13 protein-coding genes are annotated in these 12,407 nt (G+C 65.8%); 9 read left to right on the top strand and 4 right to left on the bottom strand.

Translation table 11 applies throughout. The features are described from left to right. Positions 1 to 134: 134 nt before the first annotated feature. Positions 135 to 1,409 (top strand): serine hydrolase domain-containing protein, encoded by a 1,275-nt coding sequence (locus tag JQ617_RS32300; protein ID WP_212029895.1) that lies wholly within the window; start codon positions 135 to 137, stop codon positions 1,407 to 1,409. Positions 1,410 to 1,460: 51 nt separating this feature from the next. Here the strand turns inward: JQ617_RS32300 and JQ617_RS32295 are convergent, their stop codons facing one another. The 4 genes from JQ617_RS32295 to JQ617_RS32280 form a co-directional block, all read right to left on the bottom strand. Next, entirely contained in the window at positions 1,461 to 2,780 is a 1,320-nt protein-coding gene (locus JQ617_RS32295) for a TRAP transporter large permease (protein WP_212029894.1), read from the bottom strand. Beyond that, positions 2,777 to 3,292 (bottom strand): TRAP transporter small permease, encoded by a 516-nt coding sequence (locus tag JQ617_RS32290; RefSeq protein ID WP_212029893.1) that lies wholly within the window; start codon positions 3,290 to 3,292, stop codon positions 2,777 to 2,779. Before JQ617_RS32290 ends, JQ617_RS32295 begins: the two co-directional genes overlap by 4 nt. An 84-nt stretch (positions 3,293 to 3,376) precedes the next feature. After that, a complete protein-coding gene (locus tag JQ617_RS32285) occupies positions 3,377 to 4,375 on the bottom strand; it encodes a TRAP transporter substrate-binding protein (RefSeq protein ID WP_212029892.1) in 999 nt (332 codons plus the stop codon). 363 nt (positions 4,376 to 4,738) lie between these two features. Next, positions 4,739 to 4,972, bottom strand: coding sequence for a hypothetical protein (locus JQ617_RS32280; RefSeq protein WP_063691401.1), 234 nt, complete (start codon positions 4,970 to 4,972; stop codon positions 4,739 to 4,741). A gap of 137 nt (positions 4,973 to 5,109) precedes the next feature. Between JQ617_RS32280 and JQ617_RS32275 the strand changes: the two genes are divergently transcribed. The 8 genes from JQ617_RS32275 (at position 5,110) to JQ617_RS32240 (ending at position 12,344) form a co-directional block, all read left to right on the top strand. Continuing rightward, complete coding sequence (locus tag JQ617_RS32275; protein ID WP_212029890.1) at positions 5,110 to 5,454, top strand: DUF1236 domain-containing protein; 345 nt, start codon at positions 5,110 to 5,112, stop codon at positions 5,452 to 5,454. Beyond that, a complete protein-coding gene (locus tag JQ617_RS32270) occupies positions 5,451 to 5,600 on the top strand; it encodes a hypothetical protein (protein WP_212029889.1) in 150 nt (49 codons plus the stop codon). Before JQ617_RS32275 ends, JQ617_RS32270 begins: the two co-directional genes overlap by 4 nt. Positions 5,601 to 5,747: 147 nt before the next feature. Beyond that, on the top strand, positions 5,748 to 7,256 hold the full coding sequence (locus JQ617_RS32265; protein ID WP_212029888.1) for a sensor histidine kinase: 1,509 nt from the start codon (positions 5,748 to 5,750) through the stop codon (positions 7,254 to 7,256). Positions 7,257 to 7,272: 16 nt separating this feature from the next. Next, positions 7,273 to 8,406 (top strand): mandelate racemase/muconate lactonizing enzyme family protein, encoded by a 1,134-nt coding sequence (locus JQ617_RS32260; RefSeq protein WP_212029887.1) that lies wholly within the window; start codon positions 7,273 to 7,275, stop codon positions 8,404 to 8,406. A 265-nt stretch (positions 8,407 to 8,671) separates the two neighbouring features. After that, positions 8,672 to 9,631: a helix-turn-helix domain-containing protein gene (locus JQ617_RS32255; protein ID WP_212030034.1), complete on the top strand. Its 960-nt coding sequence runs from the start codon at positions 8,672 to 8,674 to the stop codon at positions 9,629 to 9,631. 97 nt (positions 9,632 to 9,728) lie between these two features. Then, complete coding sequence (locus tag JQ617_RS32250; RefSeq protein WP_212029885.1) at positions 9,729 to 10,019, top strand: hypothetical protein; 291 nt, start codon at positions 9,729 to 9,731, stop codon at positions 10,017 to 10,019. A gap of 112 nt (positions 10,020 to 10,131) precedes the next feature. Continuing rightward, positions 10,132 to 11,337, top strand: a complete 1,206-nt coding sequence (locus JQ617_RS32245; RefSeq protein ID WP_212029883.1) for an NAD(P)/FAD-dependent oxidoreductase — start codon at positions 10,132 to 10,134, stop codon at positions 11,335 to 11,337. A gap of 89 nt (positions 11,338 to 11,426) precedes the next feature. Continuing rightward, positions 11,427 to 12,344 (top strand): MBL fold metallo-hydrolase, encoded by a 918-nt coding sequence (locus tag JQ617_RS32240; RefSeq protein ID WP_212029882.1) that lies wholly within the window; start codon positions 11,427 to 11,429, stop codon positions 12,342 to 12,344. The last annotated feature ends 63 nt before the right edge of the window (positions 12,345 to 12,407 follow it).

Raw genomic sequence — 12,407 nt, 5'->3', positions numbered from 1 at the left:
TGGCCCGGGCGGGCTCCTGGAAGCGTTCCAGGCTACAGACTACACCAGTCGGCGGCCCCGCGTTAAGCGCGACCGGCTTGGAATGGGCCCGCCATTTGGCTATCACCTTTTCGAGAAACTGCCCGGAGGAACCGATGCTCGCCCCTACCCCTGCCTCACCCGAATCTGTCGGCATGTCCAAGGCCGCGCTCGACCGCGTCGATGCGCACCTGAAGAACCGGTACATCGATGCCGGCCGCTTCCCGGGGACGCATCTCCTGGTCTATCGCCGCGGCAAGATCGCCCACAGCTCGGTTCAGGGCCTCGCCGACGTCGAGCGCAAGGTGCCGGTCAAGGACGACACCATCTACCGCATCTATTCCATGACCAAGCCGCTCACCAGCGTGGCGTTCATGATGCTGGTCGAGGAAGGCCTCGTCGCGATCGACGAGCCGGTCGCCAAGTACATTCCGGAATGGAAGGATCTCGGCGTGTTCGTTGCCGGCACCGCGCCGGCCTTCCTGACCCGTCCGCCGTCGCGGCCGATGCTGATCGTCGACCTGTTGCGCCACACCTCCGGCCTTACCTACGGCTTCCAGCAGCGCTCCAATGTCGATGCCGCCTACCGGGCCGAGAAGATCGGCGAGGTCGAGAAGTCGGGCACGCTCCAGACCATGATCGAGGCGCTGGCGAAAATCCCGCTGGAATTCTCGCCGGGCGAGTCCTGGAACTATTCGGTCGCGACCGACGTGCTCGGCTATCTCGTCGGCAAGATTTCCGGCATGCCGTTCGAGCAGTTCCTGAAGCAGCGGATACTCGATCCGCTCGGCATGACCGACACCGATTTCCACGTGCCGGCCTCCAAGGCGCACCGTTTCGCCGCCTGCTACTCCGCCGATCCCGGCGGTGGCATGACCTTCCATGCCGGCCAGCGCCGCGAGGGACTGACGCTGCAGGACGATCCGACGACCAGCTCGTTCCTGTCACCGCCCTCGCTCATCTCCGGCGGTGGCGGGCTGTGCTCGACCATGGCCGACTACCTCACCTTCTGCCGTGCACTGCTCAACGGCGGCGAGCTCGGCGGCGTCCGGCTGATCGGACCGAAGACGCTGGCGCTGATGACGACCAACCACATTCCCGGCGGCCGCGCGCTGCCGGAAGTGTCGCGCTCGCTGTTCTCGGAAGCCACCTATAACGGCATCGGCTTCGGCCTCGGCTTTGCCGTGACGATGCGCCCCGCCGAGACGCTGATCGCCGGCAGCCCCGGCGAATATAATTGGGGCGGTGCGGCCACGACCTCGTTCTGGATCGACCCGGCCGAAGAGCTGATCACCATCTTCATGACCCAGGTGCTGCCGTCGAGCGCCTATCCGCTCCGCCGCGAGCTGCGCAGCATGGTGTATGCCGCGATCACCGAGAGCAATCTGTAACCATCGAACTGATCCCGCGGCCTCCGGCCGCGGGATCGCACGATCAGATGCTCATTTGAGCATCTCCGGCACGATCAGCCGCGGCAGGAACAGCGACACGCTCGGCCAGACGATGAGTGCCGCCAGCACGAGCAGCATCGGAACCAGCATGATCGCGGTGTCCTTCAGCGCATAGCGCAGCCGCACGCCGGCGACCGAACAGGCGATCATCAGGCACAGTCCGTAAGGCGGCGTCACCAGTCCGAAGGCCAGCGATACGATCGATATGATCGCGAACTGGACCGGATGGAGTTCGACGGACTTGGCCAGCGGCTCCAGCACGGTCCCGACGATGATGATGGCCGGGATGGCATCGAGGAAGCACCCCACCACCAGGAAGCAGAAGGCGATGAAGAAGCCGGCCGCGACCGGGCCCATGCCCCATGTCGAGACGTTGGCCAGCAGCTCCTGCGGGATCTTGTAGTAAGCGAGCAGCCAGCCGAACGCGCTGGCCGTGCCGACACAAAACAGCGCGACGCCTGCAAGACGCCCGGTGTCGAGCAAGGCTCTGTACAATTCGCGCAGACCCGTCTCGCGGTAGAAGAACGTCGAGAGCGCCACGGAATAGAGCACCGCGACGCAGGCGGATTCGGTCGCGGTGAACCATCCGAGCAGGATGCCGCCGACGATGATGAACGGTGTCATCAGGGCCGGTATCGACTGCCAGATGGCGCATCGCATCTCGACCCAGGTCGCCTTCGGATAGGTCGGATAGCCGCGGCGCACCGCATAGATGTGCACCGTCGCCATCTGCGCGCCCGCGATCAGCAGGCCCGGTATGATGCCGGCGAGATACATCGCCGCGATCGAGGTCGAGATCAGCCCGCCCCACACGATCATGAGGATGGACGGCGGGATAATGACCGCCAGAACCGCCGACACCGCCGTGATGGCGATGGAGAACGAGAGGTCGTAGCCCTCCTTGGTCTGCGCATCGATGAAGATCTTGGATTGGCTCGCCGCGTCGGCGGTCGACGAGCCCGAGATGCCGGCGAAGAAGACCGACAGCACGACGTTGATCTGCGCCAGCGATCCCGGCCAGTGCCCGACCATCGAACGCGACAACGCCACGAGGCGGTCGGTGATACCGCCGATGCTCATCAGATTCGCCGTCAACAGGAAGAACGGCACCGCGAGCAGGATGAATGAATTGTAGGCGTTGAAGGTCTCCTGCGCGAGCATCATCAGGGATAGATGCGGCTCGATCAGCAGGATCGGCACGCAGGCAAGGCCGAGCGCGAAGGCGACCGGCACGCGCGCGATGAGCAGGCCGACGAACACGCCGAACAGCACCATCGCGGCCTGGCCGGCGGAGAGGACATTGCCGCTCATCGCCGTGCTCCCGCCAGAACGCGCATTTCATCGACGATTTGTTCGCCCGCAAACACGATCCACGTCACCCCGGTCACGGGCCAGGCGATATGGATCAGCCACAGCGGCAGATCGGCCAGCTCCGACGTCCTGTTCCAGGCAAACCGGGTGAACTCGATCCCGGCCCGTACGAACACCAGCGCCAGCGCCAGCACGCCGAGCCGCGCGAGGATCCGCACCGCGGCCTCCGACCGCCGCGACAGATCGGGCCAAACATCGACCTCGAAATGCTGCGATTCCCGGACGCCGACCATGGCCCCGATCATGATCGTCCAGACGAACAGGAACCGGGCCATTTCCTCCGTCCAGATGTAGGACGGAATGAAGGGCGTGTAGCGCGAGATGATCTGCAGCGTCACGGGGACGACGAGAATGCCGACACAGGCCGCGAGCAGGATTTCCAGCAGTTTCGCATAGGCCGCCGTGACGCGGCGCCATAACGACGGCGTGGACGGGACGGGCATTTCGGACATTGGGACTCCGTGCGGCAGCGCATCCGCCACGGCCGGGCAAGAAGCGGGGCTTGCCCGGACATGCCGTCGGCGGATGCAACGAGCTCAGGCGACGTTGATCTTCTCGAAAATGCCCTCCGCGCCGATCTCCTTGGCGTAGGTGGCCATCACGGGGTCGGCGAGCTTCTTCATGGCGTCCCGCTCCTCGAACGGTACGCGCTTGAGCTTGCCGGCCTTCTCGAGCGTGTCGAGCTTGATGACCTCTTCGCTTGATTCCAGCTGACGGCCGTAGTCGCCGGCTTCCTTGCCGGCCTTCATGATCGCGTCCTGCAGATCCTTCGGCAGGGTCTTCAGCGTCTTCACCGAGAAGCAGATCGGCCGGATCGAAACGGCGTGCTGGGTCAGGTTGAGATGCGGGGCGACTTCGTAGAACTTCATCGCCTCGACGCCGGCCGCCTCGTTTTCGCCGGCCGAGATCACGCCGTTCTGGATCGCATTGTAGATCTCGTTATAGGCGATCACGGTCGGGCTCATGCCGACGGCCGCAAAGGTCTTCGACCAGATCGGTGCGCCCTGCACGCGGACCTTGAGGCCCTTGAGATCGGCGAGGTTCTTGAGCGGCTTGTTGGCGAAGATGTTGCGGATGCCGCCGCCGGAATAGCCGATCAGGACGACCTCGGCCTTGGCCGCGACCTCGTCGGCGATCGGCGCCAGGATATTGGCTTCGACCACCTTGTTCATGTGGTCGATGCCCTTGAACACGAAGGGCGCGTCGATGAACGGAGCCGCCTTGGCGAAGGTCGACATGTGGGCCGGCGAGACGATGCCGTAGTCGACCGCCTTTCCTTGCGACATGTACTCGAAATACTGCTTCTCGAGACCGAGCGAGGAATTCCTGTGCAGCGTGAAGTTGACGGGCTTGCCGTAATATTTCTTCACCAGCTCCTCGAACCGGAGCAGCGCCCGGTTGAAGGCATGATCGTCGTTGAACTGGACCGCGCCATTCAATGTGATCGGCGCCTGCGCCCTGAGGACCGACGGCATGCCAATCGCAGCCGCAGCAGTGGTCGCACCGAGACCAGCGAGAAATGACCTTCGCTTCATCGTCTCCCCTCCCTTTGATGCTCCGGCCCCGTTGCGAGGGGCCGTGCGCGCAGCCGGTATGCGGCTTGCGAGGGGAAGCGTATGAAAAACCCCGGCGGGACGAAAGTCATTTCGCGCGTGCCGAGGGTACTCTTCGTCGCAGGAGGCGACCTGCTGCACTGCAACTGCCGGCGCTCGGCAGCCCGCATGACAGGCTCACGCTTCCGCCGGCAACCGGGAAGACGTGCGGTCCCCTGCGCTGCAAAGGCCCGCGCGTCTTCCACGGAAGACCTAGTGCATGTGGCCGATCAGATAGATGCCGCCACCGATCACCAGCACGGCCGGCACGGCCCACAGAATCAGAACTGGCATTCGTCATCCTCCTCAGTTCGACGTGCAGACCTTGACGGTCTTCATGCCGCTCTCGGCCTCGGTGCGCGACTTGTAGATCGTGCCCGACGGGCTGACGACGGTCATGGACGTGTCGGTCGGCTTCTTGTCGACGATGGTGCACTTTTTCGTCTTGACGTCCTGGACGACGTAGAACTCGTCGGCCGCGAACGCCGGCAGGGACATCGCTGCAACCATCAGCGCAGCAGTCGCAATCTTCAGCTTCATTTTCTCCTCCTCCAATTGCCGGGCATTCCGGCCCAGCCGAAGCCCCAACGGGAAAAAGAGGCAATTTGTTCCTACGCGCTGGAACGGCGTGCACGGTGAGGTGTTGTTGCGGCGCCTGTTTCAACGAGGAGGACAAGATGAAAAAGCTGTTCCTGCTGTCCGCGGCAGCGGTTCTGATCTCGACCGGCGCATTCGCGCAGTCGACCGTGGTGACCACGACCGGAACCGGCCACGCGGCCGCGGTTCAGATCGAGCCGCAATATCGCACCAAGATCAAATCCTACGTCACCGAGCACCGCGTGCGTCCGGTCACGACGAAGGAGAAGATCATCGTCGGCGCGACGGTGCCGAGCGAGGTCGAGCTCGAAGCGGTTCCGGCCGATTGGGGCCCGTCGCTGACGAAGTATCGCTACGTCTATTCCGGCGAACGCGTGATGCTGGTGGATCCCGGCACGCGGACCGTCGTTCAGGAAATCGATTGACCGGGACGGACGGGCGGCCGCAGCAAACGCGGCCGCCCACCGCAATTGACCGCATGAAACCGCATCGAGAGGCGCGGATCGCCGGGCTCAGCCTGGCGGCCGTCTACGCCATGTGTTTGTTGCTGACCGCGATCAGCATGAGCTGAGGCGCGGGGCTGCCCCGCACTGCGCTGCAAAATTCTCCCCGAAGGCGCGCCACGTCCGAAAATCGTGGCGCGCTGCCAGTCCTGCCCGTATGGTTCTCGCCAAAATCATAATCCGGCGCCGCGGCGCCGGGATCGGGACGCCCGCGTTTGTCAAAGCTCACCCTGCCGGTCCGGCTCGCTCTCCTGGTCGCGGGAACGACGCTGCCGATGATCGTGTTCGCGGTCGGCATCGCATTCTATCACTACAAGCAGGATCGCAGCGACGCGACGCGCCGCGTGCTGGAGAACGTGCGCAGCATGCGCCTCGTGCTGGATTCCGAGGTGCAGCGCATGACCGGCAGCTTGCAGGTCCTGGCGCTGACCAACTCGCTGCGCAACGACGACTTCGTGAACTTCCGCCGCATCGCGCTCGGCTTCCTCGACCAGTACGGCAAGGGCGGCCTGCTGCTGATCTCCGACCGCAAGGGCCGGCTGTTGTTCTCCTCGACGACGGAGGACACCGCGAGCCTGCCGTCGCGCGGCAATCTGGAGATCGTCGAGAGGGTCTTTGCAAAAAAGGTCCCGCAATATTCCGACCTGTTCACCGGCGCGATCAACGGACGGCAGGTTCTGACCGTCGAAGTGCCGGTGTTCCGCAACGGCGAGGTGATCTATGCGCTGTGCTTCAGTCCGCCGATCGGTATCTTCCAGGAGCTGATCGAGAAGCAGCGGCCGGATCGGCACTGGACCGTATCCCTGCTCGACACCACCGGGACCGTGTTCGCCCGCGTGCCGAACCCCAACGAGACCTTCGGCAAGCGCGCCTCGCCGTCGCTCTACGCGGAAATGTTTCGCGCGCCCGAGGCCACGCTGTCGTCGGTCTCGCTCGACGGCGTCCCGCTCGCTTCCGCCTACACCCGATCGCAGCTCACGGGATGGACGGTGGCCGCTGGCGTCCCCGAGAGCTCGTTGATCGCCCCGCTATGGCGCAACATCGCGATCACCAGCCTGATCGGCGGCATCCTGCTGCTGATCGGCCTCACCTTCGCGGTCCGGATGGCGACCACGATCGCCCGAGGCGAGATGCTGCACGATCTCTTGATCGAGGAGCTCAACCACCGCGTCAAGAACACGCTCGCCCTGATGCAGGCGATCGCGGTGCAGACCTTCCGCAGCGCCAGCCGCGACGAGCGGACGAAATTCGAGGGACGCCTCGGCGCGCTCGCCGAGGCGCACAACCTGCTCAGCCAGGAGAAATGGGCGGGCTCGGAGCTGCGGGACGTGATCGCCCGCGCGCTGCAGCCCTTCCTGCTGACCAATCCCGACCGCATCCGCATGGCCGGCCCCGCCGTGCCGCTGTCGCCGCGGCTGGCCGTGGTGCTGTCGATGATCGTGCACGAGATCGCCACCAACGCCGCGAAGTACGGCGCGCTGTCGAATGAGACCGGCCGGGTCACGCTGGACTGGGAGGTCGTCACCGAGACGCCGAAGCCGCGGCTGCGCCTGATCTGGACCGAGATCGGCGGGCCGCCGGTGACCGCGCCGGTGCAGCGCGGCTTCGGCTCGCGTCTGATCGAGCGCAGCGCGCGCGACCAGCTCGGCGGCGAGGCGACCGTCGACTTCCTGCCGCGCGGCGTCGTCTGCACCGTGACCTGCACGCTGGACGAAGCGCGGTGAACCCGGGATATCGGCCATGAAGATCACAGGGATTCGCACCCACATCCTCGAGGCAAGGCTCTCGCAACCCTTCGCCTATTCGCGCGCCTGGTACGACACCCGTACCGCGATGCTGGTCGAGATCGAGACCGATGCCGGGCTGACGGGCTGGGGCGAATGCTACGGACCTGCGCGAATGACCGCGGCGGTCGTGCAGGCCATCGCGCCCTGGCTGATCGGCGAAGATCCGCTGCGCAGCGACGTGCTGTGGCAGACGATCTACGCACGCCTGCGCGATCACGGCCAGAAGGGCGTCGTGATCCAGGGGCTGAGCGGCATCGACATCGCGCTGTGGGACATCAAGGGCAAGCATTTCGGCGTGCCCGTCTATCTGCTGCTCGGCGGCGCGGCGCGAAAGCAGGTCGCGGCCTATGCGACCGGGCTCTACCGGCGCAAGACGGGCGATCCGCTCAAATATCTGCCGGAGGAAGCGGCCGGTTATGTCGCGGAAGGTTTTCGCGCCGTGAAGTTGAAGGTCGGCTTCGGCGTCGAGGAGGATGTCGCAGTCACCCGCGCCGTGCGCGAGGCGATCGGCCCCGACGTCGCGCTGATGGTGGATGCGAACCATGCCTATGACGCGGTCGCTGCGATCCGGCTCGGCCGGCTGATCGAAGGCTGCGACATCGGCTGGTTCGAGGAGCCGGTGCCGCCGGAGGACGTCGCGGGCTACCGCGCAGTGAGATCGGCGCTGTCTATACCGATCGCAGGCGGTGAGTGCGAATTCACGCGCTTCGGCTTCCGCGACCTGTTCGCCTCGCATGCGCTCGACATCGCCCAGCCCGACACCTGCGCGGCCGGCGGCCTCACCGAATGCAAGAAGATCGCCGACATGAGCGAGGCATTCGGCATCCGCTACAATCCGCATGTCTGGGGCACCGGGATTGCGATCGCGGCCTCGCTCCAGCTCCTCGCCGTGCTGCCGTCGCACACGCCGACCTCGCTTGCACCACTGGAGCCGATGCTCGAATTCGACCGCACCGAACATCCGATCCGGCAGGCGATCCTGAAACATCCGATCGAGCATGCGAACGGAATCGTACGCGTACCCGACGGGCCTGGACTCGGAATCGAGATCGACCGCGACGCGCTGGCGCGGTTTGCCGCGAGCTGATTCGCGTCCGCCGTCAGACCGCCCGAAAGCCACTTTTCGCGAGACATTTCAACGACATTTGACGCCTCTCGCGCGTTCACTTCGATAACGCCTCGCCGCCGCACGGCGTGCGTTTGCGAAAACGCGCGCCGGCCCGGAGCAGGATCGGGCAAAGCACGGCCGCTTCAGGAAAGACGCTGTGCGCCCACGCGCCTAGAACGCCCGCCGACCCGTGCAAATACGGACGACTGATGTGCAGCCTGAGACGATCAGGAGAAGCCACATGATGATCGGGAGCACCGCACCCATGCGCAATCCCTCGCCAAAGGGCTTGCCACCCATACCCGGCGCCAAGCCGGACGACAACGAGACCTCCGAGCTGCGCGCCGCCGATGCGGAGATGGCGCGTGTGCTCAAGACCAAGCCGCTCCGCATGGCCTCCGATTCCGAAAGCGGCGCGATCGCCTATTGGAAGCACGAGCCGCTGCACGACGTGGTCGAGCCCATGGTCGATCACGTCGTCATGGCCTATCCCGCCGGATCGCAGGCGCTGGAGCGTCGCAGCGGAAAATCGGCTGCGATCAGCACGGCGCGTCCCGGCGTGGTGACGATCATTCCGGCCGGATCGACCTCCCGATGGGACATTCACCGGCCCATGCATGTTGTTCAGCTCTATCTTCCGCAGAGGACGCTGTTGCGTATCGCCGACGAGGCGAGCACGGCAAGCGCCGGCGACCTCCTCGAAAGAACCGGGCATCCCGACGCCATCACGTCGCGCCTGCTGCTGAGCGCCGCCGACTCGCTCGAAGGCAGCGCCGCGCTGGACACCCTGTTCAGGCAGCAATTGACCGATCTGCTCGCCACGCGCCTGCTCGCCGCGCATGCCGGCGTGCCGGCTACCCCGCAACCGATCGTCGGCGGCCTCTCACCATCGGTGCTGCGCCGGGCGATCGAACGCCTGCGCTCCGACTGCGATGCCGACGTCTCGCTCTCGGCGCTGGCATCCGACGCGGGCCTGTCGCGCTTTCACTTCTGCCGCTCCTTCAAGGAAAGCACCGGACTGTCGCCGCATGCCTGGCTGCGCCAGCACCGGCTCGAGCAGGCCATGAACATGCTGCGGGAGAGCGACGAGTCGGTCGTCTCGATCGCGGCGGCGCTCGGCTATTCCTCGCAGACCGCGTTCGCCGCGGCGTTCAAGAAGCTGACGGGTGAGACGCCGAGCGATTGGCGCAGGCGCGTGCGTTAGCAGCAATCTCGCGACAGGGACGGCAATCGCTCTGGGGCAGTCGAAGATCTGGTTCGCTAAACATCCTGGCAACACACCACGCGGACGGAGACGGACGATGAACTGGAAACTCCCAGCGATTGCACCGCGACGCAAAGCCATTTCCACGGCTCTCATCTACGGCCTCTCGCTGACCGTGCGCCTGACCTCGCCGACGGCCGAAGAGGCGCCGCCACAGGTCGCTCAAGGCGCCGGTCGCGCGGCATCGATCCTGATCGACCGGAGCTGGCCCAACAGGCCGACACTGCCTGCAGCGCTGCGCGGCTGGCCGCTCGGCCCGCGAAGCTGCCGCGCAGCCTGTGAAGGCCCTGCGCTCATGTCCTCATTGCCGAGCTGCACCGCGCCGTAGCGGCACAACCGTCACCTCTCCGCGCCGTCATCACCACTGGGCTCCGCTCGCATCGGGCGGCCGCGATGACGCGCGAACAACCCAAGCCAAATCGAACTCAGGAGTGAACCACATGCGACTGCTCATCATCGGCTCCGGCTTTGCCGGCATGTACGCCGCCCTTTCCGCCGCGCGCCTGCGCGAGATCAAGGGCGTTTCCCCCGACGATCTCGAGATTGCGCTGATCGCACCGGAGCCGACGCTGGTGGTCCGTCCTCGCCTCTACGAGCCGAAGCCGGAAACGCTGACCGCGCCGCTGCTCGACGTGCTCAAGGCCATCGACGTCAACTACGTCCAGGGCAGCGCCGAGACCGTCAACACCGAGGCGCGGACGGTGCAGATCACGACGTCCGGCGGCACGCGCAAGACCCTGTCCTACGACCGCCTGGTGATCGCCACCGGGAGCCGCCTGTTCCGTCCGAACATCCCGGGCCTTGCCGAACACGGCTTCAGCGTCGACTCGCTCGATGACGCCGTCGCACTGGACAAGCATCTGCACGGTCTTGCGGGCCGACCAGCCGTCAACGGACGCGACACGGTCGTCGTCGCCGGCGGCGGTTTCACCGGCATCGAGGCGGCCACCGAGCTGCCCGCACGCCTGCGCGAGATCTTCGGCAAGGATGCGAAGACACGCGTGATCATCGTCGAGCGCAACGGCGCGATCGCGCCCGACATGGGTGAAGGCCCCCGCCCGCACATCGAGGATGCCCTGCGCAAGCTCGGTGTCGAGACGCGGCTCGGCGCGGGCGTCGCCTCGCTCGACAAGTCGGGCGTGACGCTCTCGACCGGCGAGCACATCGAAACCGAGACGGTGGTCTGGGCGGCCGGAATCCGCGCCGCGCCGCTGACGGCACAGATTGCCGCCGAGCGCGACAATTTCGGCCGGCTGCTGGTGGACCGCGACCTGCGCGTGCCCGGCGTCTCCGGCGTCTTCGCCACCGGCGATGCCGCACGGGCCGCCTGCGACGACGAGGGCAATTACGCGCTGATGTCGTGCCAGCACGCCACGCGCATGGGCGCCTTCGCCGGCAACAACGCCGCCGCCGAGCTGCTCGGTCTTCCGACCAAGCCCTACCACCAGAAGGCCTATGTCACCTGTCTCGACCTCGGCGAAGCCGGCGCGCTTTTCACGCGCGGCTGGGAGCGCAAGGTCGAGATGGTCGGCGACGTCGCCAAGAAGACGAAGCAGGAGATCAACACCGTCTGGATCTATCCGCCGAAGGCCGAGCGCGCCGCCGCGCTCGCCTCGGCCGATCCGGAACGCGTCACCAGTCTCTAACGCCCGCAGCAATGACAGGCCGCGCTCCGCTGGCTGCGCGGCCTGCTCGACCACGATCAGCCAGACCAGGACTGAAACAGGAGACGAACATGAACCTGCACAACACCTCATATCCCCAGTCATCGGGTCGCGAAGAGCTCGTCCCGTCGCGCTACGCGCAGAAGATCGGCGACATCGACGTGCTGGTGGTCAGCGACGGCGTGCTGCCGCTTCCGACCACGATGCTGGGGCACAATGCTGCTCCGGCCGAGCGCGCGGCCTGGCTGCACGACATGTTCCTGCCGCAGGACGCGTTCGACTGGGCGCTGAATGCGGTCATGGTCCGCAGTGGCGGCAAGACCATTCTGATCGACGCAGGATTGGGATCCGACCCGAACCTGAATCTGCCGCGGGCCGGCCAGTTGATCAAGCGGCTCGAGGCAGTCGGCATCGATCTGTCGTCCGTGACGGACATCGTGCTGACCCACATGCACATGGACCACATCGGCGGGCTGCTCGTCGACGGCGTGAAGCAGCGACTGCGCAAGGATTTGCGCATCCACGTGGCTGCCGCCGAGGTGAAATTCTGGGAGGCTCCCGACTTTACCCACACCAACATGCCGCAGGGTTTTCCGGACGCGCTGCGCGCGACCGCGAAGCGGTTCGTGAGCGAGTACGGCAGTCAGCTGTGTACCTTCGATGAGACGCACGAGATCGCGCCCGGCGTCGTCGCCCGCCGCACCGGCGGTCACACCCCCGGACACAGCGTGGTTCGCATCGCGTCCGGCGACGACGCGCTGACATTTGCGGGCGATGCCGTGTTTGCCGTCGGCTTCGAGCAGCCCCACTGGTACAACGGTTTCGAGCACGACCCCGACGAGGCCGCGCGCGTTCGTGTCAACCTGCTGCGAGAGCTCGCCGCCTCCGGCGAGATGCTGGTGGCCACCCACTTGCCGTTCCCGTCCGTCGGCCGCGTGGCGATTGACGGCGACGCCTTCCGCTGGGTGCCGGTGTTCTGGGACTACTGAGCACGCATCGGCTCGAAGCCGAGACCAGGGCGCGCGGCATCAGGCCGCGCGCCTCGCTTTGCG

The organism is Bradyrhizobium sp. KB893862 SZCCT0404, assembly GCF_018130885.1.
In the GTDB taxonomy this organism is placed as follows: Bacteria; Pseudomonadota; Alphaproteobacteria; order Rhizobiales; family Xanthobacteraceae; genus Bradyrhizobium; species Bradyrhizobium stylosanthis.
Note: the sequence above shows the minus strand (reverse complement) of the source record. Positions and strands in the feature narration are given on the sequence as shown.